The 22,952-nt window shown below is 63.8% G+C and carries 18 protein-coding genes; 10 read left to right on the top strand and 8 right to left on the bottom strand.

Annotation, left to right across the window (positions count from 1 at the left end; translation table 11 throughout):
* Positions 1-395 precede the first annotated feature (395 nt).
* Positions 396-566 carry a hypothetical protein gene (locus J3485_RS24815; RefSeq protein ID WP_206956977.1) on the top strand — a complete coding sequence of 57 codons (171 nt, stop codon included), beginning with the start codon at positions 396-398 and terminating at the stop codon, positions 564-566.
* 76 nt (positions 567-642) lie between these two features.
* Here J3485_RS24815 and J3485_RS24810 read toward each other — a convergent pair whose 3' ends face one another.
* Complete coding sequence (locus J3485_RS24810; protein WP_206956976.1) at positions 643-1,140, bottom strand: PRC-barrel domain-containing protein; 498 nt, start codon at positions 1,138-1,140, stop codon at positions 643-645.
* 265 nt (positions 1,141-1,405) lie between these two features.
* On the opposite strand from J3485_RS24810, the gene tkt reads away from it, so the two are divergent.
* Both tkt and J3485_RS24800 read left to right on the top strand, forming a co-directional pair.
* On the top strand, positions 1,406-3,481 hold the full coding sequence (gene tkt, locus J3485_RS24805) for a transketolase (protein ID WP_206956975.1): 2,076 nt from the start codon (positions 1,406-1,408) through the stop codon (positions 3,479-3,481).
* 120 nt (positions 3,482-3,601) lie between these two features.
* A complete protein-coding gene (locus J3485_RS24800) occupies positions 3,602-4,063 on the top strand; it encodes an Lrp/AsnC family transcriptional regulator (protein WP_206956974.1) in 462 nt (153 codons plus the stop codon).
* Positions 4,064-4,109: 46 nt separating this feature from the next.
* On the opposite strand, the gene J3485_RS24795 is transcribed toward J3485_RS24800, so the two are convergent.
* Complete coding sequence (locus J3485_RS24795) at positions 4,110-5,069, bottom strand: chemotaxis protein CheV (RefSeq protein WP_206956973.1); 960 nt, start codon at positions 5,067-5,069, stop codon at positions 4,110-4,112.
* A 256-nt stretch (positions 5,070-5,325) separates the two neighbouring features.
* Here J3485_RS24795 and J3485_RS24790 point away from each other — a divergent pair, with 256 nt between their 5' ends.
* Positions 5,326-6,537 carry a sensor domain-containing phosphodiesterase gene (locus tag J3485_RS24790; protein WP_206956972.1) on the top strand — a complete coding sequence of 404 codons (1,212 nt, stop codon included), beginning with the start codon at positions 5,326-5,328 and terminating at the stop codon, positions 6,535-6,537.
* Positions 6,538-6,593: 56 nt separating this feature from the next.
* Here the strand turns inward: J3485_RS24790 and J3485_RS24785 are convergent, their stop codons facing one another.
* Complete coding sequence (locus J3485_RS24785) at positions 6,594-11,042, bottom strand: DEAD/DEAH box helicase (protein ID WP_206956971.1); 4,449 nt, start codon at positions 11,040-11,042, stop codon at positions 6,594-6,596.
* Between the two features lie 9 nt (positions 11,043-11,051).
* Positions 11,052-11,741 carry a BPSS1780 family membrane protein gene (locus J3485_RS24780; RefSeq protein ID WP_206956970.1) on the bottom strand — a complete coding sequence of 230 codons (690 nt, stop codon included), beginning with the start codon at positions 11,739-11,741 and terminating at the stop codon, positions 11,052-11,054.
* A gap of 243 nt (positions 11,742-11,984) precedes the next feature.
* Here J3485_RS24780 and ggt point away from each other — a divergent pair, with 243 nt between their 5' ends.
* The 3 genes from ggt to egtD all read left to right on the top strand — a co-directional run bounded on the left by ggt (position 11,985) and on the right by egtD (position 16,143).
* Entirely contained in the window at positions 11,985-13,715 is a 1,731-nt protein-coding gene (gene ggt / locus J3485_RS24775; RefSeq protein WP_206956969.1) for a gamma-glutamyltransferase, read from the top strand.
* Between the two features lie 165 nt (positions 13,716-13,880).
* The gene (gene egtB / locus J3485_RS24770; RefSeq protein WP_206956968.1) at positions 13,881-15,119 is read left to right on the top strand and encodes an ergothioneine biosynthesis protein EgtB; all 1,239 of its coding nucleotides are present in this window, start codon (positions 13,881-13,883) and stop codon (positions 15,117-15,119) included.
* Positions 15,103-16,143, top strand: a complete 1,041-nt coding sequence (gene egtD, locus J3485_RS24765; RefSeq protein ID WP_206956967.1) for an L-histidine N(alpha)-methyltransferase — start codon at positions 15,103-15,105, stop codon at positions 16,141-16,143. Before egtB ends, egtD begins: the two co-directional genes overlap by 17 nt.
* 18 nt (positions 16,144-16,161) lie before the next feature.
* On the opposite strand, the gene J3485_RS24760 is transcribed toward egtD, so the two are convergent.
* Positions 16,162-16,449, bottom strand: coding sequence for a hypothetical protein (locus tag J3485_RS24760; RefSeq protein WP_206956966.1), 288 nt, complete (start codon positions 16,447-16,449; stop codon positions 16,162-16,164).
* A gap of 79 nt (positions 16,450-16,528) precedes the next feature.
* Positions 16,529-18,028 carry a MocR-like pyridoxine biosynthesis transcription factor PdxR gene (gene pdxR, locus J3485_RS24755; protein ID WP_206956965.1) on the bottom strand — a complete coding sequence of 500 codons (1,500 nt, stop codon included), beginning with the start codon at positions 18,026-18,028 and terminating at the stop codon, positions 16,529-16,531.
* 126 nt (positions 18,029-18,154) lie between these two features.
* On the opposite strand from pdxR, the gene J3485_RS24750 reads away from it, so the two are divergent.
* The 3 genes from J3485_RS24750 to J3485_RS24740 all read left to right on the top strand — a co-directional run bounded on the left by J3485_RS24750 (position 18,155) and on the right by J3485_RS24740 (position 22,273).
* Positions 18,155-18,871 carry a GNAT family N-acetyltransferase gene (locus J3485_RS24750; RefSeq protein WP_206956964.1) on the top strand — a complete coding sequence of 239 codons (717 nt, stop codon included), beginning with the start codon at positions 18,155-18,157 and terminating at the stop codon, positions 18,869-18,871.
* A 455-nt stretch (positions 18,872-19,326) separates the two neighbouring features.
* Positions 19,327-20,652, top strand: coding sequence for an MFS transporter (locus tag J3485_RS24745; protein ID WP_206958356.1), 1,326 nt, complete (start codon positions 19,327-19,329; stop codon positions 20,650-20,652).
* Between the two features lie 64 nt (positions 20,653-20,716).
* Positions 20,717-22,273 carry a methyl-accepting chemotaxis protein gene (locus J3485_RS24740; protein WP_206956963.1) on the top strand — a complete coding sequence of 519 codons (1,557 nt, stop codon included), beginning with the start codon at positions 20,717-20,719 and terminating at the stop codon, positions 22,271-22,273.
* Positions 22,274-22,290: 17 nt separating this feature from the next.
* On the opposite strand, the gene J3485_RS24735 is transcribed toward J3485_RS24740, so the two are convergent.
* Both J3485_RS24735 and J3485_RS24730 read right to left on the bottom strand, forming a co-directional pair.
* Positions 22,291-22,692 (bottom strand): type II toxin-antitoxin system VapC family toxin, encoded by a 402-nt coding sequence (locus J3485_RS24735; protein WP_206956962.1) that lies wholly within the window; start codon positions 22,690-22,692, stop codon positions 22,291-22,293.
* Entirely contained in the window at positions 22,686-22,904 is a 219-nt protein-coding gene (locus J3485_RS24730) for a ribbon-helix-helix protein, CopG family (protein WP_206956961.1), read from the bottom strand. Before J3485_RS24730 ends, J3485_RS24735 begins: the two co-directional genes overlap by 7 nt.
* Between the last annotated feature and the right edge of the window lie 48 nt (positions 22,905-22,952).

Raw genomic sequence — 22,952 nt, 5'->3', positions numbered from 1 at the left:
GGCGCGATTCGTGGTTGGCGCAATACTAATCCCGTCTTCGAGAGTTCGCAATATGGAAGGACGGCCTTCGCCTACTGCCCCATTTGTTTTGATGGGTACGCTAGTATGGCTGGTCGAACATTAACTTTCAGAAATGTTCGGTTACGGTAAATTTGAAAGGTTTAATCCGTTCGTCACAATCAGGCGATACTCCAGTGCTAAAAGTAGTATTTCCGGACGGATGAAGCCGGCGGTTTCGATGCCAAAAGCGCTCGCGTAGGGTTTCGATGAGGGTTGCCACACCGCGGAGCCGATGTTTGCCGCGATGTTTGCCGTATCGCAGCGAGGCCCGGTTATTGCTGCGGCCATCCGTGTCGGCAGCGCGAGCCGCGGCCGTTTACCGGAGGACACTGCACATGCAAGAAACCCAGGAACCGAAGAACCCCGGAGACGAAGCGTCGCCGGATGCGCCCGGCGTCGGCGAAAGCACTTGCCGCGTATGCCGCGGCACCGGCTTGGTGGAAGGGCAGGCTTGCACGATCTGCGGCGGGACGGGACGCGTGCTGCAGGGCATCGGCGCAGGGTAATCCTCGCTTAACCCAGCTTGGCCCGGCGTCGAAGCGCGCGGGCGCTCGCAATAGCCCGCCCGCAACGCCCTATTGATCAGTGGTGTTCGTCCCGAGGCGGCATCGTGCCGGAGGCGGCACCTCTCGTCTCGACGCGCTCCATGCTCGAGCCCCAGTAGGGCGCACTGCCGTAATAGTCGTGCAGCTCGCTTGCCCAGGCCATGTCGGCCATGGCGGGCCAATGATCCTTCTCGAAACCGGGGGCGCGCTTGACGGTATCGGCGGCGACGGACAGCAAGAAGCACTTGCGGTCGGTGTCGAGCGTGAGCGCGCTCCACGGAATGGCGAGCAGCTTATCGCCGATGCCGAGAAAGCCGCCGCTCGACATGACCGCGTAGGCGACGCGTCCGGTGTAGACGTCGAGCATGATTTCCTTGATCTTGCCGACGTCCTGACCGTCGGCGCTCAAGACCTTGTCGCCATCGAGCGTGCTCGCGGCCATTACGTAGGGGCCGGGTCCTTCCGCGCTCGCATCGCCTGTGCCGACGATGCGAGTCTCGCCGCGGCTGCCGATGGGGTCGGGTGAAATGGTCATGACGTGCTCCTTCGTAGAGGTTCGTGGGTTCGGCGTCGTGAAGCACGACGCCGAACCCACCCTCGTCGGTCAGCAACGAGCGTTCCACCGGCGGCGTTGGGTGCTTCGCCCGTACGCGCGGGATAGCGGGATATGGCGGGACGAGCGTCGCCGCGCCTGTCGTAAAACGTGCGGCGGCGCTGCAGTCTTTGCCGCTCGCCGCAATAGGTATGGCCGTTGCTCGATCAGCGGCATCGGCTGCAACCCTCGAAAAGGACGCTTTGCCATGCGCTCGAACCCAGCTCTCGACAAGCTTTGCATCGATACGATTCGCACGTTGGCGATGGACGCCGTGCAGAAGGCCAACTCGGGCCACGCGGGCGCGCCGATGGCGCTCGCCCCGGTCGCCTATCAGCTATGGCAGCATCATTTGCGCTATGACCCCAACGAGCCGCTGTGGCCGAATCGCGACCGCTTCGTGCTTTCGGTCGGCCATGCTTCGATGCTGCTCTACTCGGTGCTCCATCTGGCCGGCGTGAAAGCGGTCGACGATGAAGGCCGTCCGACGCAAACCCTCGCCGTGTCGCTCGACGATATCCGCCGCTTTCGTCAACTCGACAGCAAAACGCCGGGCCATCCCGAGTACCGCATGACGACGGGCGTGGAAACCACCACAGGCCCGCTCGGTCAAGGCCTCGGTAACAGCGTGGGCATGGCGATCGCCTCGCGCTGGTATGCGGCGCGGTACAACCGCGAGGGCTTCGATCTGTTCGACTATCGCGTCTACGCGCTCGCCGGCGACGGCGATTTGATGGAAGGCGTCTCGCATGAGGCGGCGTCGCTGGCGGGGCATCTGCGCTTGTCGAATCTCACGTGGATCTACGACAGCAATCGCGTGACGATCGAAGGTCACACCGATTTGACCTATAGCGACGATGTCGAATCGCGCTTCCGCGGTTACGGTTGGCACACGTTGAGGGTGGACGATGCCAACGATACGGCCGCACTCGATGCGGCGCTGCGCGATGCCGAGCGCATGGCCGATGCGCCCACGCTGATCGTCGTCAGGAGCGTGATCGGCTGGGGTGCGCCGCACAAACAGGGCACGTCGGCGGCACACAGCGATGCGCTCGGTGAAGAGGAAGTCGCGCTTGCAAAGCGTGCTTACGGATGGCCCGAAGAAAAGCAATTCTATGTGCCGCCGCATGTGCACGAACGGTTCGCGGAAGGCGTTGGCGCTCGCGGCTCGACAGCGCGCGCGGCGTGGCAATCGCGCCTCGGTGCCTACGCGCAGCGCTACCCCGAACTCGCGCGCGAGCTGGCGCTGATCGATCAGCATCGCCTGCCCGACGGCTGGGATGCGGATCTGCCCACGTTCGATCCCGATCCGAAAGGCGAGGCCACGCGCGCATCATCGGGCGAAGTCCTCAACGCGATAGCGGCGCGTATTCCGTGGATGCTCGGCGGTGCGGCCGATCTCGCACCTTCGACGAAGACACTGCTCAAATTCGAAGACGCCGGCAGCTTTTCGCGCGACGATCCGCAAGGGCGCAATCTGCATTTCGGCGTGCGCGAACATGCGATGGGCGCTGTCGCCAATGGCCTGGCGTTGTCGAATTTGCGGCCGTATACCGGCACGTTTCTGATCTTCAGCGACTATATGAAGCCGCCGATTCGGCTGGCGGCGTTGATGGAGATTCCCGTCGTCTTCGTGTTTACGCACGACTCGATCGGTCTCGGCGAGGACGGGCCAACGCATCAACCCGTGGAGCAACTCGCCTCGTTGCGGGCCGTGCCCGGGCTGACGGTGTTGCGCCCCGCCGACGCGAACGAAGTGCGAGAGGCGTGGCGCGTCGCGTTGACAGCCGCGCGTCGTCCGTCCGCGCTCGTGCTTTCGCGACAGCCGTTGCCGACGCTGGACCGCACGCGATACGCGGGCGCGCAGGGTTTGTTGCGCGGCGCCTATGTGCTGGCCGACGCGCCCGGCGGCGCGACGCCCAACGTGCTGTTGCTTGCAACCGGCAGCGAGGTGAACCTGTGCTTGCAAGCCTATGAACGGCTAGCGCAGGAAGGGATCGCGGCGCGCGTCGTGTCGATGCCGTCGTGGGACATCTTCGAGTTGCAAGACGATGCCTATCGAGATGCTGTGCTCCCGCCCGAGATCGACGCGCGCGTCGCGGTGGAACAAGCCGCCACGCTCGGATGGGATCGCTATGTCGGGCGGACCGGCGAAAAGATCGTCATGCATACGTTCGGTGCATCCGCGCCGATACGCGACCTGCAAGGAAAATTCGGATTCACGGCCGATCATGTCTATGAAGCGGCGAAGCGACAAATCGCGCGCATCGTGCAGGCTCGTTAGGAATACTAATCAATGCAAGGGACATGCCGCGAATGCCGCATTTGCCCCTCGATCGGACGGGAACGCGCATGCGCTACCATCGCAACTCCGGCAACGAGAGGCAACGAGGGGCAGCGACGCATGACTCTGGACAAGACCGATCGAGCAATTCTGATGGCGATCCAAGCGGATGGCCGTATTACCAACGCGAGCCTGGCCGACGCGGTGGGCTTGACGGAGACGCCTTGCGCGCGGCGCTTGAAGCGGCTCGAGTCCGACGGGTATATCGAGGGTTATCGCGCCCTGCTGTCGAAGCCGGCCCTGCAGGTGGGCGTGACGGCCTTCGTCCTCATGCGGTTCGGCGTGCACGACCGGCGCCTGGCGGACGAGTTCGAGCGCGAAGTCCAGGCTTTGCCTCGCATCGTCGCCTGTCATAACGTCTCGGGCAGCGCCGACTATCTGCTGCACGTCGTCGCGCGCGATCTCGAAGACTACGGCGCGTTCGTGCGCGACGTGCTGCGCGCCTTGCCGGGCGTGACGTCGGTGGAATCCGTTCTATCGCTGCGCGAGGTCAAACGCGACGCGGGCCTGCCGCTGCTTTGAGCGACAAGCCCGCGTCGATAGGACGGCCTGGAGGTCGAACTCGGCTTTAAGCGGCGAGCGCTTGGCGAATGGCCTCGGCCAAATCTCCGGCCGCAAACTTTGCGACGTAGCCCGTGGCGCCGGCGTTTTTGACGTGCGCTTCGTTGGCCGTGCCGGTCAGCGACGAGTGGATGATGACGGGGATGTCGCGCAGGCGCTCGTCGGCTTTGATCTGGCGCGTCAGCATGAAGCCGTCCATCTCGGGCATTTCGAGGTCGGTCAGCACGAGTGCGACCTTGTCGCGCGCCCGAACGCCTTCCTTCTGCGCTTCGGCGGCGATTTTCGTCAGCGTATCCCAGGCTTCTTGGCCCGTCTTCGTGATGATGTACTCGGCGCCGAGGGCGGCGAGGCTTTGTTCGATGAGCTTGCGGGCGAAGCCCGAATCGTCGGCGGCCAGGATCTTGGCGCCGCCGCTCATCCTGACCGACGTGCCCACGTCGGCCGCTTCGACGCTCTTGTGCTGAGCCGGGAAGACGTCGCGCAGCACCTGTTCGACATCGACCACCTGCGCGAGGCGCGAATCGCCGGTATTACCGTCGATGCGGGCGATGCTCGTGACCGAGTTGCCGCCGGCCGATCCTTCGGCCGACAGCACTTGATTCCACTCGAGACGCACGATGTCGTCCACTTCCTCGACCGCAAACGCTTGCGTCGAGCGGGCGAACTCGGTGACGAGCAAGATGTTCAGGCCGCGTGTCGGGTTGCAACCCATCAGCTTCGGCAAGTCGATGACGGGGATGATTTGGCCGCGAATGTCGACGGCGCCGATCATGTGCTCCGAGGCGCCCGCGATCGGGGTGATCGTCGGCATCGTCATGATTTCGCGAACCTTGAAGACGTTGATGCCGTACAACTCGTGCGAGTCGTCGTTCCCGGGCGCGGCACCGAGCCGGAACAGCAGGAGCTCGAACTTGTTGGTGCTCGTCAGGTTGGTGCGTTCGTCGATCGAGTGATGATCAGCGGCCATCGAAATTTCCTCTTCGGGTTGCGCCCGTGTGTGGCGGTTGCACCCTGGGCGCGGGGCGCGGCCGTCGATGCTCGGGCTGTACCGCTGATAACGGCGCGCCAACAGGAAAATTAATACGAGGTTCGCGTTTCCCCCGAGAAAACTATTAAGTTCTCCGAAACATCTGACGTTATATAGCGGATGGGCTGTCACGCGATGGACCCGTCCGACTACAATCGCCACGTCAGCTTTCGACCCCACGACGCGATTTTTTTCCATGATCGATGCTCAAGCGTCCGGACTGCCGCGAATAGAAAGCGCCTTCCAGCCCGTGCTGTCGCTGGCTCACGGCGCGGCCGTCGGATATGAGGCGCTGCTTCGCGCGACCCACGACGAGGCGTCTTGCTCGCCCGAGCAAGCGTTCGCCGTGGCGCGACGCTCCGGGCGCTACGGCGAATACGAGCGTGCCTGCACGCGGCACCACGTGCGGCGCTTCGTCCGCTTCGCCGGGGATGAAAGCGTCTTGTTCGTCAATCTGCATCCGGACGTGCTCGTCGATCCGGTCCATGGGCCGGCGCTCGTCGACGACCTGCTGGCGAGCGGGGTCATGCCCGGGCGTGTCGTCATCGAGATCCTCGAGGCGAGGCAGGAAACGCCATCGGCGCTGATCGGCGCCGTCGAACGGCTCCGGAGCCACGGCTTTTTGATCGCGCTCGACGATTTCGGCGCGGGCCTGACCAATCTGGGCCGCGTCTGGGATTTGCGGCCCGACGTCGTCAAGCTCGACCGCGAATTGATTTGTAAGGCAGTTTCCAGCTATCGGAATGCGCGAAGCCTGCTGCGCCTCGTCGATCTGTTGCACGACATCGGCACGTTCATCGTCGTGGAAGGGATCGAGACGGAGGACCAAGCGAGGCTGAGCGTCGATTGCGATGCCGACTTCGTCCAGGGCTATTATTTCGGGCGGCCGACGATTGAAGTCGAGGCGGCAGCGGCGCTTACCGGCATCCCGACGGCCGGGCTCGACGCCCAACTCATGGATGCGCGCAAGCTGCGCCGCGTCGGCGATCTGGACGAGTTGGCGCCGTACCGGCGCGCGTTCGGCATGTTCCGCGACGCCTGGTGCGCCGGCGTTCCGGTGAACGAGGCCGCGCGGCATTTTCTGGCATGCGAATGGGCGCTGCGCGTGTTCGTGCTCGACGATACGGGCAAGCAGGTCGGCGAGAACATCGAGGCGAGCCGGCACGACGACCGGCGGCGTGCCACCTTCCCGCTATTGGCGCGCAGCACGGGGGCGAACTGGTCCAAACGGGCCTACTTCCGCGATGCGCTCGTCCGCCCGGGCGAGACGATCGTCAGTGAACCGTATATGTCGTCGAGCTCCAAGAATCTTTGCGTGACGTTGTCGGCGCATGTCAACGTGGCGGGGCGCGGCTTCGTCCTTGGCGCGGACCTATTGTTCGAAGGCTTGTGCCATACGCTTGCCTGACGGCATAGCGGGTTGCGCGTTGTCCGCTCGCCCGCGCCGGTTAGCACGTTGATGCGTCATGCTCGATGCGCGAGGCAAAGCCGTGCAGCCTCCCTTTCCGCGGCGGTCAAATCGGCCGCGAATTCGAACTTGCTTGCAATCAACGTGGCCGCGCATGCGCCGTTGCGAAACGCAATGCGATTGCCGACCCATGCGGGGACCTTCTCGCCGGGCAGGATCGTGCCGACGATGTTGAGCGGATCGGCCGCGCATACGCAGACGAACTGTCCATCCGGTTCGCGCTTGCGCACCTCGCGCAGCAAAGCGAGCGCCTCGGGCAGCGCGAACTGATCGCCCGATAGCGCGTTCACGAACCGTCCGCCGCGTATTTGGCCTCGCGCTTCCATTCGATGAAACACGTGCAGCAGATCGCGCCAACGCGGCAGCCATGCCGCCTCGCGCTCGAGCAATTGCCAAAACACGACGCCGTAGCGGCGCAACAGGGCCATCGCGACGTGCTCGATCGTGTCCGGCGACAGCGTCTGCGTGCTTGCGCGCGATGCCGGCGATGGCCTGTCGGAGGCCTGCGTCGTTTGCGGGTCCGATGACGGCGATCGATCCGAGACGGTGGGCCGTCGCAGCAATGCCCAACGCCCCGCGTCCTGCATCCCGCCGATGAACGCGCCGCGATGCATCGCTCGCCGAGTCATGACGCGTCCACTGCGCTGGCGCGCGACGGCAGGCGCGATGAGGGCGCGCAGTCCGGCAAAGCCGTCGGCGTTGACGAGTCCGGCCGCGACGAGTTCGCCGAGCGCGGCTTCGATCTCGAGCGGTAGCGCGCGCACTTCAGCCGCCAATTCATCGAAGAACATGGCGCCATGCCGCGTCAGCGCATCGAAGAGCGCTTGAGCGCGAGGCGATAGCGCATCCGATGCGGGCGCTTGAGCCGCGCGGCAATCGGCGAGCGCGTGCCATGTGGGCAAAGCGCGCCGCGGCAGCAGGACGATCGGCGTCGTTCGCACCGGCGCCGCGGCGCTGCGCCCGTCTGCGGCGAGGCGGGCCCAGACGAACTGGCCCGATCGGCACAGCTCGTCGAGCGTGCTGCCGGCGTAATCGCGCAGGCGCGCCGGCAAGATCTCCTCTTCCCAAGCGGCCGCCGCTGCTTCGAAGCCTTCGAGTTGTTCGAGCGTGGCTGCGAGCGCGTCGCGACCCATTCCGCGCGCACCGGGTGCAAGGCGCTGCCATTCGATCAGATAGCGCACGAACTCGGCCCGTTCCACGGGTTCGATTTCGCGGCGCAGCCGCTTGATCGTGTAGCGATGAATGCGCGCGAGCAAATGGCGTTCGCACCACTCGTCCTGCGTGGCGCCGGGACTGAAGCGGCCGCGCATCGCATAGCCTTCGCTTTCGAGCGTCACGAGCGCGGCGGCGACGCTCGACGCCGGCAGCGCGAGCGCGCGCGCGATCGTGGGCACGGGCTCGGGGCCGAGGCCGGACAGTCGCGCACGCAGTACGTCGACGAGCGCTGCTTCGTCCTTCCACGCTTCGTCGAAGCCCTTCGGTGCGACGAGGCGCGGCGCGAACGCGGCGTCGGGATAGACAGCGCGCAAGCACGCCAAACGTTCGACGGGCAACCACAGTGCTTCGTCTTCGGCGATCTGCATGCGTGTCGCGCGTCCGGATCGAGCGAGCGCGTCGAGCCATCCGAGCCAGCCTTCCTGTACGCGCGCTTCGGTTTCGTCGATGCAGGCGAGCCCCATCAATGCCTCGTGCATTTCGTCGGCGTTGCGGGCTTGCGGCCACGCTTCGTTGCGCACGGCTTCGATCGCGTCGGCATCGAGCGCGCCGAGATCGGATGCGGCCTCGGGATTGCTCCAGCGCCGGGACAACACCGCTTGCGTGCGGCGTTCTTCGAGCGGCGCGTCGTCGAGAAAGGCATAGGGGCGCGCATTGAGGATCTCGGCGGCGAGCGGCGAGGGCGCCGACAGCTCGCGCGTGACGAGTGCGACGTCGCCGCGCTCGATGCGCCGCAGCAGCGCGAGCCATCCCTCGCAGTCCATCGCTTCGTGCAGGCAGTCGTCGACGGTTTGATCGACGAGCGGATGATGCGGCAATTCGCGCTCGCCGACGATGTTTTCGAGGCACGCCACCTGATCGGGAAAGACGGCGGCGAGCAAGTCTTCGCTCTTCATACGCTGCAACTGCGGCGGCGTTTTGCGACCGCCCGTGAAGCGCGGCAGCGCGAGCGAAGTGACGGCGTTCCAGCGCCAGCGCACGTTGAAAAGCGGCGCGTCGAGCAATGCTTGAATCAAGACATGCTCGGCGCTGTTCGAATGCAGGAAGCGCCACACTTCGTCGAGCGCGAAGCTGTGACTACCCGTCAGCGACAACACGATTGCGTCTTCGGTCGCGGCAGCCTGAAGCTCGAAGTTGAACGTTCGACAGAACCGCTTTCTCAGTGCGAGGCCCCAAGCGCGATTGATGCGGCTGCCGAACAGCGAATGAACGACGAGCTGCGTGCCGCCCGATTCATCGAAGAATCGCTCCATGACGAGCGCGCGTTGGGTCGGCAATACCGAGAGCGCCGCCTTCGCGCGCGCGAGATAGTCGACGATTTGACGGGCGGCGCTTTCGTCGATCGCCAAATCGTCCATCAGTACGCGGACGACATGCGCATGCATGGGCGGGGACGCGTGCATGGGATCTTCATCGCGCGATGCCGGCAATCGCTTAGGACTGCCGAGCAATTCGTCGACGCGAGCTCTGAGCCGCGAGACGGCTGCTGATAATTCATCGCTGCGCCCGGGCGCCTCGCCGAGCCAGAACGGAATATTCGGTGCTTGCCCTTGCGCATCGACGACGCGTACGCGTCCAGGCTCGACGCGCACGATCTTGTAGGACGTGTTGCCGAGCTGGAACACATCGCCGGCCAGGCTCTCGACGGCAAAGTCTTCGTTGACGGTTCCGATGTTCAAGCCTTGCGGCTCGAGCAGCACGGCATAGTCGGCGTTGTCGGGAATCGTGCCGCCGGAGGTGACGGCCGTCATCTTGCCGCCGCGGCGGCCGCGCAGCGTTCCGTTGACGACGTCGCGATGGATGTAGGCGCCGCGCGGGCCGTGACGGCTCGTGTAGCCTTCGGCCAGCATGCGCAAGACGGCATCGTATTGCGCGCGCGTGAGATCGGCATAGGGCGCCGCCCGTTTGACGCAGGCGAACAGCGCGTCTTCGCTCCACTCTGCACAAGCCACCTCGGCGACGATCTGCTGCGCGAGCACGTCGAGCGGCGCCTGCGGTATCGTCAGCGCATCGAGTTCGCCGCGTCGCACGCAATCGATGAGTGCCGCGCATTCGACGAGGTCATCGCGCGAGGTGGGGAAAAGCCGCCCCTTCGGCATGCCGCCGACCTGATGCCCCGAGCGTCCGACACGTTGCAGGAACGGGGCGATCGCGCGCGGCGAGCCGAGCTGACACACGAGCTCGACGTCGCCGATGTCGATGCCGAGCTCGAGCGACGCGGTTGCGATCAGCACGCGCAGCGCACCGCGCTTCAACCGCTGTTCGGCATCGAGCCGATGCTCCTTCGCCATGCTGCCGTGATGGGCGGCCACGGCGTCCTTGCCCAAGCGATCGGTTAAGTGACGGGCCGCGCGCTCGGCCATGCGCCGCGTATTGACGAAGACGAGCGTCGTCGCATGCGCGCTCGCGAGTTCGGCAAGCCGATCATAGACGCGCTCCCACACTTCGTTGGCCATGACCGCTTCGAGCGGTACGGGCGGCAACTCGAGCGCGAGATCGCGTTCGCGATGATGGCCGACGTCGACGATCGCGCAGCGCGCCGCCTCGCTCGTACCGACGAGAAAGCGCGCAACTGCTTCGATGGGTTTTTGCGTGGCGGACAACCCGATGCGCGGCAGTTGCCGTTTGCATAGCGCATCGAGCCGTTCCAGCGAGAGTGCCAAATGCGCGCCGCGCTTGCTGCCGGCCATTGCATGAATCTCGTCGACGATGACGGTGCGCGTGGTCGCGAGCATGCGTCGCCCCGAATCCGATGACAGCAGCACGTAGAGCGATTCCGGCGTCGTCACGAGGATATGCGACGGCCGTCGTTTGAGCGCATTGCGTTCTTGTTGAGTGGTGTCACCCGTACGGACAGCCGTGCGAATGTCGATGCGCGGCGAGCCGAGCCGCGCGAGCGCTTCGCCGATGCCCGCCAGCGGCCGCTCGAGATTGGCGTGAATGTCGTTCGACAGCGCTTTGAGCGGCGAGACGTAGACGACGAGCGTCTCGTCGGGCAGTGCGCCCCCATGAGCGAGGCCCTCGCGCACGAGTTCATCGAGCGCCCATAGGAATGCCGTCAGCGTCTTGCCCGACCCGGTGGGCGCGGCGACGAGCGTCGATTTGCCGCGGCGGATAGAGGGCCACGCGCGTATTTGCGCGTCGGTCGGCGCGGCGAACGCCGATTCGAACCACGCGGCAACAGCCGGATGAAACGTGGTGAGCGGGCGGGCGCTGGACGGGGCATTCATGGCATCGCTCTACCGTTCGCGCGGAAACATGTCGAGGCTGGCGGCATAGGTCGATAGGTAGATGAGCGGCGCGACGACGAGCAACGCGACGCCGAGCGTCAGCACGCAAGCGAGCATCAACCCGGACACGATGAGCCCGTAGACGAGCGAGGCGGCTCCATTGCGCCACGTCGCCGCGAAACTCGCGCGCAGCGCATCGGCCGGCGTGGCGCCGTTCAGCACGATGAGGGCGGGCGCGAGCCAAAGCGCCATCGTGCCGAGCAGCGCGGCGGTGGAATAGAGGACGCCGGCGATCAATGCGAGCACGGAGCTGGTGTTCGACGCACCGCCAAACGCGAGCAAGCGTAACGCACTCGACGCCCGATCGCCCGTCAGGTCGCAGACGATCGCTATCAGCAGCGCGAACACGGCCGCCGCGAACAGCGGCTGAAAGCTCGTGCGGATGCCGCGCAGCACGTCGGCCAGGCGTACCGAGCCCGTCGTGCGACAGTGATCGGCGGCACAAATCATGCCTCCGGTCCACAGCACGGTGAAGACCGCGGTCAGATCGCTCGCGTAAGGCAGTTCGTAGAGCACGGCTGTGACGAGCAGATCGATGAGGCCGAGCAGGATCCACGTGCCCGGACATTGCTGAAACAGCGTCCAGCCCTCTGCGATCCATCGTGAACCTTGACGGGCGGCGACCGCACGCATATGCATGTAGAGACACTCCGAAGTGAAAGAAAGTCGAAGAGGGGCGAGCCGCACCGCAATTATCGCCCGGTTGGTCGGAGTGGGCCGGGAATCGGCGCTGTCCGCGCGGATGGCGGCGCGCAGGCCGGCTCCGGGCTTTGCGGTTGGGCCGAAATCCTACGCGATTGCCGGATTTCGGAATGAAAATGCGCGTGCTATAAGCGGCAAATCGGTCATTTTGACCGTAGAGACGACCACGGAGGATAGCCAATGAATACGATAAGTCGAATTGGAATGTCGGCCCGCATCGCCGGATCGATCGCGGCATTGACCGTCTCGCTCGGGTTTGCCCCGAGTACGCCGGCCTTTGCGAAGACGGGCCCGCAGCAGCCGGTGCTGTCGGCATCGGCGATGGCCGTGGCCGACGAGTTCAGCGCCGACGCGGCCGAGCGCATCTTCAAAGAAGGCGGCAACGCGGTCGACGCCGCGGTGGCCGTGGCGTTTACGCTCGCCGTGACCTATCCCGAGGCCGGCAACATCGGGGGCGGCGGCTTCATGACGCTCTACGTGAACGGCAAACCGTACTTCATGGACTACCGCGAACGGGCGCCGCTCGCCGCGACGAAGGGCATGTACCTCGATAAGGACGGCAACGTCATCAAGGGCATGAGCCTCGTCGGCATGCGCGCCGTCGGCGTGCCCGGCACGGTCGAGGGCATGTGGGAGGTGCAAAAGCGTTTCGGCAGGCTGAAGTGGAAACAAGTGCTCGCGCCGGCGATTCGCTATGCGCGCGATGGTTTCGACGTCAGCGAGCAGTTGCAGCAACGCCGGGACAACTCGGCGAAGGACTTCGGCGACAAGACCAACTTCGGCCGATACTTCGGGCAACTCAAGGCCGGCGAGACCTTCAAGCAGCCTGAAATGGCCGCAACGTTGACGCGCATTGCCGATCAAGGCGCAAAAGGATTCTACGAGGGCAAGACGGCCGACCTCATTGCCGCGGCGATGAAGGCGCGCGGCGGGCTCATTACGAAAGAGGATTTGCGCGAGTACAAGGCCGTGTGGCGACAGCCCGTCGAGGCGAACTGGAACGGCTACCGTGTGATTACGGCGCCGCCGCCGAGTTCGGGCGGCGTCGGGCTCGTGCAGTTGCTGAAGATGAAGGCCGATTTGAAGGACGATTTCACGGGTGTCGCGTTGAACTCGGCGCAGTACATTCATCTCGTCGCCGAAATCGAGAAGCGTGTGTTCGCCGATCGTGCGCAGTATCTCGGCGATCCCGACTTCTACAAAGTGCCGGTTGCGCAATTGATCGACGATGCCTATCTCGCCAAGCGCGCGGCCGAGGTCGATCCGCAGAAGCCGTCGGATACGAAGTCGGTGCAACCGGGGCTTGGCACGTCGATGCCTGAGAAGGCTGAAACGACCCACTTCTCGATCATCGATAAATGGGGCAATGCCGTCTCGAACACGTACACGCTGAACGGCTATTTCGGTTCCGGGGAAGTCGTGGACGGCACCGGCATTGTCCTGAACGATGAAATGGACGATTTCTCGGCGAAGCCCGGCGTGGCGAACATGTTCGGCGTGGTCGGCAGCGATGCCAACGCGATCGAGCCGAAGAAGCGGCCTTTGTCGTCGATGACACCGACGATCCTGACGAAGGACGGCAAGGTGGCGATGGTGATCGGCACGCCCGGCGGCTCGCGCATCTTCACGTCGATCTTCCAAGTCATCACCGATGTCTACGACTTCAATATGCCGCTGTCCGATGCCGTGGCGGCCATGCGCTTTCATCATCAGTTGCTGCCGCCCAATACGATTTTCTGGGAACCGTACAAGCCGATCGAAGGCGAGCTCGCGACAGAACTGGAAGCGAAAGGCTATGTGTTGAAAGGACAAAGCTTCAACGGCGACATCCAAGTCATCAAGGTGGACGGCGGGACGCCCGAGGCCGTGGCCGATCCGCGCGGCCGTGGCGTGACGCGCATCGTCCAGTGATCGTGCAATAAGTTCAGGAAACGGCCGCGCCCGCCAAGTAGCGGCGCGGCCGAGCAGTGTCATCGAAAACCGCTTAAAGTGGAGCGCTTGCGGCGAGGCGCAAGCGCGCCGCGATGCGGGCCGATTCCTTGCTGGCCGACACCCACCCTGGACTGGAGCGATACGATGAGCATCGCCGTACCTGGCTTGCAGCAGGCTTACGATGAAGTTCGACACTACAGCCTCGCGCTCGCCGCGCCGCTTTCGGCAGAAGATCAGAGCGTACAGTCGATGCCCGACGCGAGCCCGACGAAATGGCACCTCGCGCATACGACATGGTTTTTCGAAACGGTCGTGCTAGGCGCCCACGTGCCGGGGTATCGGCCGTTCGACGAGCGCTACGCCTATCTTTTCAATTCGTACTACGAAGCATTGGGCCCGCGCCACGCGCGTCCGCACCGGGGGCTGCTCACGCGGCCTTCATCGCAAGAGGTGCGCGCCTATCGGCGTTACGTCGACGAAGCGATGTCGGCGCTGCTCGATACGGCAGATGCCGAGCTTTTGGCGCGCGTCGAGCCGCTCGTGACGCTAGGCTTGCATCACGAGCAGCAGCATCAAGAATTGATCCTGACGGATATCCTTCACGCGTTTTCGTGCAACCCTTTGATGCCGGCCTACCATTGCGCGCACGTCGAAGCGGTATCGAAGCCGAAGCGCGCGCAGCCGATCGAATGGCTACGGCAAACGGGCGGTATCGTCGGCATCGGTCACGATGGCAACGGCTTCGTGTTCGATAACGAAGGGCCGCGGCATGAATACCTGCTGCGTTCTTACGACATTGCGCACCGGCTCGTCACGTGCGGCGATTATGCGGCCTTCATCGCCGACGGCGGCTATGCGCGCCCTGAGTTGTGGCTGTCGGACGGCTGGGCCGCCGTGCAACGCGAAGGATGGACGGCCCCGATCTACTGGATCGGCGACGAGCGTGGCGAATGCGGCGAACGCGTCGAACGAGAAGGCGATGGGAACTGGCGTGTATTCGGACTGTCTGGATTGCAGGCGCTCGATGCCGATTCGCCGGTTTCGAACCTGAGCTTTTACGAAGCGGCCGCCTACGCCGAATGGGCGGGCGCCAGGCTGCCGACCGAATTCGAGTGGGAAGCGGCGTTCGATACGCCGGGTATCGAACAGATGACGGGACACGTTTGGCAGTGGACGCGCTCGTCCTACGACCCCTATCCGGGTTTTCGTCCATTGCCCGGCGTAGCGGCCGAATACAACGGCAAGTTCATGGTTGGGCAGCAAGTGCTGCGCGGCGGCAGCAGTGCGACGCCACCGGGGCATACGCGCCGCACCTATCGCAACTTTTTCCCGCCGGCTGCGCGCTGGCAATTGACGGGAGTACGCCTTGTACGAGACAACTGACGCATCCGCGCTCACGGGCGCAGCGCCCCCGCGAGGCGTACGGGTCGATCGGGACGACAACGACAACGGGAACGACAACGCGTTTCGCCGCGATCTGCTCGCCGGTTTGTCGAAGACGCCACGCAGCATCGCCCCGAAGTACTTCTACGATGCCGAAGGCTCCGCGCTGTTCGATCGCATTTGCGAGTTGCCCGAGTACTATCCGACGCGCACGGAGCGGCACATCCTCGAGCGGCATGGACGCGAGATGGCCGAAGTCGTCGGGCCGCACGCCGACATCATCGAATTCGGCGCGGGCTCGCTCGAGAAAATCCGCATTCTTTTGCACTCGTTCGGCGCACGCGCGTTGCCCCGGCGCTATTTCCCGATCGACATTTCGGCCGCGCACTTGGAGGCGGCCGCATCGCGATTGCACGCCGATTACCCGTGGCTGCAGGTGCGGCCGATCGCGGCCGACTATATGAAAGAAGCGCAATTGTCGGGGCTCGACGCATCGACGGGCCGCCGAGTGGGTTTCTTTCCGGGCTCGACGATCGGCAATTTCGACGCGGACGAAGCGATGGCGTTCTTGCAGCTCGCCGCGCGTGTACTCGAGGGGGGCGGGTTGCTCGTCGGCGTCGATCTCGTCAAAGATCCGCAAACGCTGCATCGCGCCTATAACGACGCGCAAGGCGTGACGGCGGCGTTCAATATGAATTTGCTGCGGCGAGCTAACGCGGAGCTATCGGCCGATTTCGATTTGCGCGAGTTCGGGCATTACGCGTTTTACGATCCGCGCAAGTGCCGGATCGAAATGCATCTGGTGAGTCGATGTGCGCAGACCGTGCATGTCGCGGGGCGCGATTTCAGCTTTGACGAAGGGGAAAGCCTTCATACGGAGAACTCGCACAAGTTCACGATAGAGGGCTTTCGCAAGCTGGCCGTTTCAGCGGGCTTTCGGCCGGGCCCCGTTTGGACCGACGATGCGCAGTTGTTCAGCGTGCATTGGCTCGAAAGCCCGGAGGGCGGAATGGGTGCGTCGTAGGCGACGCTCGGCTCGAGACTACTTGCCGCTGGCTGTGGCCAGCCCTTGACGCAGCAGGTCGTCGAGCAGCCCCGACATGCCTTCCGGATGAACGGCGGCGCGCTCTTTCAGCGCGGCGACGAGTTCGCCGTCGAGCTTGCATGCGAACGGCACGAGCCCTTTGGCCTGGTCGAGCTTGCGTTGCTCGCGGCGATTGGCCGGCGCCTCGGCCGCGCTTTTGCCGAAGCGCTCCGACTGTGCCTGTTTCATCGACTGGGTCAGCTTCAGCGCCTTGTTCTTTTCAAGGTCGAATTTCTTCATTGCCATGGGACATGTCCTGCGGTTGGAATCGATCAGCGCGTATTGTACGCAGTCCTAACGAAGGCGCCGGCGAACCGGCAGCCGTTCATCGCTTTGCGGCTCGCCGGTCGGCTTGAATCAACCGTGCCAAGTGCCGCACGAGCGGCACGAACAACGATTCCGACGTATTGCCGTAACCGAGCACGAGCCCGTTGTCCTCGGGCAGGGGGCGCAGTGCAAAGCGCGACAGCGGCATCGGCGCCATGTCGAACGCGCGGGCGGCTTCGGCGATGCGTACGTCGGAACAATCGGGGGGAAGCTTGAGCGTCAGATGCATGCCGCTGTCGCCACCGGCAACGAAGTAGGACGCATCGAAATAGTGCTCCAGCGCCGCACGCAACCTATCTTGACGCCGCCTGTAAAGGCGGCGCATTCGCCCGAGATGGCGGCTGAACTGTCCGCTTTCGATAAACTCGGCCAACGCGAGTTGTTCGTAGCGATGACCGCCGCGAAGGGTTTCCGTCAGCAACGGTGCCGCCTTGGCGGCCAATGCTTCCGGTAGTACGACGAACCCCAAGCGTAGCGAAGGAAACAGCGTCTTGCTGAACGTACCGACATAGAGCACGGGTGCGTGAGGCACGAGCCCCTGCATGGCGCCGACGAGTTCGCCCGAATGCCGGAACTCGCTGTCGTAGTCGTCTTCGACGATCCACGCGCCGTGCTTCTGCGCTTTGCCGATCAAGTCGAGCCGGCGCGACGCCGTGAGCACGCTTCCGGTCGGATATTGATGGGAGGGCGTGGTGTAGATGAGGCGCGGTGCTTGCGCTTTCCAGACGCGGTCGGGGGCGTTCAATCCGTTGCCGTCGACACGCATCGGCACGACGTCGAGGTCGCCGCAAAGCATGGCTGTTTTCGCGCCGCGGTAGCCGGGATCTTCCACCCAGGCCGTTTCTCCGGGATTCGTCACGAGCCGAACGCACAAGGACAACGCTTCTTGCGCGCCCTCCGTGATGACGACTTGCTCGGGCTCGCAACGCACCCCGCGAGCGACGGCGAGGTGACGCATGATCGCGATGCGCAGCGCTGCTTCCCCCTGCGGATTGCCATACCAGAGTGCCGCTGTACCCGCTTGCCGCACGGCACGATCGAGCGCGTTTTTCCACGCGTTCAGCGGGAATCGCGCAAGCGCCGGCACGCCGGGCCGCAGCGGGAGGTTTTCCGCCGCATCGAACGAACTTTCGCGGACGCGAGCGGTACGCTCGGCAACGTCGGGCGCGGCCGCTTGCCGCGGCGTGCGAGAGTGGCTCGCGGGCCGTTCGAGCAGGCTGACACGCGTTCCCTGGCGGCTAAGCGCGATATACCCCTCCGCCCCAAGCGACTCGTACACCGCGGTGACGCTATTGCGCGAAATACCGAGTGCGGTGGCAAGGGCGCGCGACCCCGGCAATCGGCAGCCGGACAGCAAACGGCCCTCCAAGATCGCGCTGCGAATGCGCTGGTGCAACTGTCGCTGCAAGGACGCGCCGCTTCGATCTCTGAGGAGCGGCGTTTCGAGCAAAAGGTCCAGCACCGGGCTGGCGCTTTCATCGGAGGCTGAGGCTGACATGCGGAAAGTCCGCTCCATAAAGGGCAATGCCAATCGTGGCACCATCGAATTCGGTGCTTGTGGCTCTTTTATATGGGCCACGGCGATTTTAAAGTTTTCCCCACACGACGCAAATCGGGAGATGCCATGTCCACCTTGACCAACGAATACGGCCAGCCCATCGGCGCCCCCGTGCTGGGCTGGTCCGCTCGCCCCTTGCCGAGCGCGGTGACGCTCGAAGGAACCTATTGCCGGCTCGAACCGTTGAATGCGGAGCGGCATGCGGATGAACTCTATGCCGCTTATCGCGCGGCAGCCGATGGGCGCGACTGGACTTACCTCGCCGTCGGCCCCTTCGACGATCCGCAGGTTTACCGGCGCTACGCCGAGGCCGCGGCACGCAGTACCGATCCGAGGCACTACGCGGTCATCGACGGTAAGACGGAAAAGGCGGTCGGCACGTTGGCGCTGATGCGCATCGAGCCCGCGCATGGCGTGATCGAGGTGGGTCATGTGACGTTTTCGCCGCTGCTCAAGCGCACGCCCGTTTCCACGGAAGCGCAGTTCTTGCTGATGTCGTACGCGTTCGACGAGCTTGGGTATCGTCGCTACGAATGGAAATGCGATAGCCTCAACGCACCGTCGCGCGCAGCGGCGCAGCGGCTTGGCTTCACGTTCGAAGGCGTCTTTCGGCAGATCGTGGTGTACAAAGGCCGCAGCCGCGATACGGCATGGTTTTCCATCATCGACACCGAGTGGCCGATGCTGCGGCGAGCATTCAAGGCATGGCTCGCGGCGGAGAATTTCGACGAGCAAGGTAGGCAGCGTGTGTCGTTGATCGATCTGCGCAGGCGGTTTTCGTAACCCCCGGCGACCGCCTTCCACGAAATCGCATGCCTCTTGCGAAACGTTGCCGCCGCGCGGGGATGATGCGGCAGCATTGCAACCCTAGCGCCATCTCAATGATTTAAGGGAAAACACCGAGCCAGCTTTCGTGTTTCGCGAAAGCTGGTTGCGCCATTTTTGCATTCTGCCTCCCGAGGGTCGTGCCGATAATCGGCCGTCATAGAGCGCTCTCGAATGCCTAGCGCCCATTCCCATCCGGAGGAGACATGAAATCTGATTCTCGTAGTCACGAGCTCGCTGCCGATACGGCGATGCAGTCGATGCAGCCCATCGGCGTTGCGCCAAGTTCATCCGATCAATCTCGTGTCAAGGGCGATGCAGAAGCGCGCGCTGGCGCATCGACGTCTGTCGAGAAGTCGGCGGAGATTGCCGCCCGTTTCGATCGACTGCCGCCTTCGCGCACGGTCTGGACGATGGTGATTCTGCTTTCCCTCGGCGGCATCTTCGAGTTCTACGATTTGTTCTTCACCGGCTATGTCGCGCCCGGGATGATCCATTCAGGCCTGTTCAAACCCGAGTCGCTAGGGTTTTTCGCGGCGCTTGGGCCGCTCAAGGTCGCTGGCTTCGGCACCTTCGTGTTCTCGACGTTCATCGGGCTATGGGTCGGCGCACTCGTGTTCGGCCAGATCGCGGACCGCTTCGGACGGCGAATGATCTTCACGTGGTCGTTGATCTGGTACATCGTCTGCACGGCCATCATGGCGTTTCAGACCACCGGCTTGTTACTCAATCTCTGGCGCTTCGCGGCAGGCATCGGCATCGGCATCGAACTCGTTACGATCGACACGTATATCTCCGAGCTGATTCCGAGCGGCGAGCGTGGGCGCGCCTACGCGGTGAACCAGGTCATCACGTTTTCCGCCGTGCCGGTAGTGGCGTTTCTCGCCTATATCCTCAAGGACACGCAGCCGTTGGGGCTCGACTATTGGCGCGTCGTGATCTTGATCGGCTCGATCGGCGCGGCCGTGGTTTGGTTCCTGCGGCGCAACATCCCCGAAAGCCCGCGCTGGCTGGCGCACCACGGGCGGCTCGCGGAGGCTGAACGGATCGTCGCCGACATCGAGCGGCGCGTAGCGGCGGAAAAAGGCATCACGCTCGCCACCCCGCAAAAAATTCAGCCGGAGAAAGGCGGCGCAGGGTCGCTGGTCGAGGCGTTGCGCCCGCCGTACCTGAAGCGCACGGTGATCCTGTCGATCTTCAACATGGCGCAGGTGATCGGCTTCTATGGGTTCGCCGCGTGGGTGCCGACGCTGCTGGTGAGTCGCGGCGTGCACGTGACGGCGAGCCTTGCGTATGCGTTCGTGATCGCGTTGGCCAATCCGTTCGGACCGATGCTCGGCGTGTGGTTCGCCGACAAGATCGAGCGCAAGACGCAGATCATCTTGAGCTTGTTGACGATGGGCATCGTGATCGTCTTGTTTTCGCAAGCGTCGTCAACGCCTCTGCTGATCGCGCTCGGCGTCCTGTTCACATTGGCGGCGAACGTGATGTCGTACGCCTATCACGGCTATCAAGCCGAACTGTATCCAACCCGTATCCGCGCACGGGCGATCGGCTTCGTCTACTCGTGGAGCCGCCTCGCCGCGGCATTCGCGGGGCTCGTCATCGGCATTCTGTTGCACGGCTATGGCGTACAGGGCGTTGCGGCGTTCATCGGTGTCTCGATGCTGGTCGCGATCGCGATGACGCTGCTTGGACCACGCACGCAGGGCCTTGCGCTGGAGAAGATCAGTCGCTGAGCGCATGGCGCATCGATCGTGACGAATGCATCAATGCGGCGACGCGTGCGTGGAGCGCAGAAAAATGAAACTCACCTTTTCGCAGAAGCTGTGGCTTCCGCTCGTTCTGAGCGTCGTGTGCTTCGTGCTTTTTTCGATGACCGACGCTTACCGCAGCCGCGCGATTCGTCTCGAAGAACGCAAGTCCGACCTCGTGCATGCGACGGAACTCGCGATGTCGACGATCAAGACCTTCGCCGGCCAGGCCGCGGCCGGCAAGATCACGACCGACGAAGCGAAGCGGCGCGCGATCGACGCGATTCGCAACATGCGATACGCAGGAGGGAGCGGCTACTTCACGATTCTCGACACGAGTGGCGTCGTGTTGATGCATCCGATCAAGCCTGACATGCAGGGCAAGGACATGCGCGGGCTCACGGACCCCAACGGCGTGCGCGTCTTTCAAGACATACTCGATCAGATCGCGCGTGACGGGCACGGCTTTACGCGCTTCTCGTTCGGCAAACCCGGCGTAACCGGCGTCTTTCCGAAAATCGCCTATAACGACGCTTTTCGCCCGTGGAATTGGATTCTGAGCACGGGCATGTACATCGACGACATCGACGCAGCATTTCGCGCGACCCTATACGAGAGTCTGGGCTTTCTCGCTGCTGTCTGCACGTTGTTGGGCGTCGTCTTTACTCGCATCAACCGGGCTCTGCTCAGTTCGCTGGGCGGTGAGCCCGCCTACGCGGCACGAGTGGTCATGCGGATCGCAGACGACGATTTGACGGCGGCCGTCGAGACGGCACCGCACGACAGCGGCAGCCTGCTGTACGCGATGAAGCGGATGCAGGAGCGGTTGGCCTGCACGATTCGTGGCGTTAGAACGTCCGCCGAATCGGTCGCCGTAGCGTCGCGCGAGATTGCGAGCGGCAACGCGGACTTATCGGCGCGGACCGAGCGGCAAGCGGCCGCGCTGGAAGAGACCGCCGCGAGCATGGCGGAGCTGACCGAGACGGTCAAGCGGAACGCCGACCATGCTCGGCGTGCCAACACCCTGGCGGCGCAGGCGACGAGCATGGTCGATGCCGGAAACGACGCAGTCGAGGATATGGTCGGCATCATTGGCAAGATCAGCGAGAGCTCGGTCGAGATCTCGGAGATCACGGGCATGATCGAAGGTATCGCGTTCCAGACCAATATCTTGGCCCTCAACGCCGCGGTCGAGGCCGCGCGTGCGGGCGAGCACGGGCGTGGTTTTGCGGTCGTTGCGTCGGAAGTGCGTAATCTTGCGCAGCGTGCGGCGTCGGCGGCGCGCGAGATCAAGGGCTTGATCGAAGCGTCGACCGCGCTGGTGTCGGACGGATCGAAGCAGGCAGGCAAGGTGGGGGCGACGATGGGGCGAGCGAAGCAGTCGATCGAGCAGGTGGCAAACATCGTCGGCGAAATCGCGGCTGCATCGGCCGAACAAAGCCGCGGCATCGAGCAGGTCAATCAGGCGGTGACGCAGATGGACGAGACGACTGCGCAGAACGCGGCGCTCGTCGAGCAGGCCGTCGCCTCCAGCCGGTCGCTCGAGGAGCAGGCGGCGAATCTGAGAGAGGCCGTGTCGGTATTCAGGCTTGCTTCATTCGCCTGACAGGCATCGTGGTCCTGTTAGGCTTCTACACCCGGGTTTCTATATCCGGGTTTCCATACCTTATACGGCACGCGTACGCCGGGTTCGTCTGCGGGAAAGTCTTTCGTGTTGCGCGAGACGAGCAGCAGCGAATTGACATCCGCGGATGCCCAGACGATCGCATCGGGCAGGCGTATTCGCCGTTGCTTCCGGATCTCTACCGCTCGGCTCGCGATCGAACTGTTCAATGCGATGACCTCGAACGACGAAAGCCAGGTTCGAATCGCAGCCTCGTCGTTTGCCGTCGTGCCGACGAGGACCTCCATCCAGGTGACGATGCTGACGGCGCGGTATTCGTAGCGCGCCAATTCTTTCTTGGCTGCGCCGACGCCGCTCAGATAGTCGATCAGGATGTTGGTGTCGAAAAGTGCTTTCACCATTCCGAACGAAGCTCCTCCTGATATTCGAGACCATCGGCCTTCTTGTGTTTCCACAGGCCGAAAACATCCGCACCGAGCACGCGCTTGTGCGATGCAATATACGCTTCGATCGCGTCGCGAATGATCGCGGCGCGCGGACGCTGTTCCGCTTCCACCAATGCTGTCAGTTCGTGCAATTGTTCCTCCGGCAGATCGACGAGAATTCGGTTCATTTCAATGACTCCACGCATGATATCCGTATCATATATCATCCGGCTCTC

The organism is Trinickia acidisoli (genome assembly GCF_017315725.1).
In the GTDB taxonomy this organism is placed as follows: Bacteria; Pseudomonadota; Gammaproteobacteria; order Burkholderiales; family Burkholderiaceae; genus Trinickia; species Trinickia acidisoli.
Note: the sequence above shows the minus strand (reverse complement) of the source record. Positions and strands in the feature narration are given on the sequence as shown.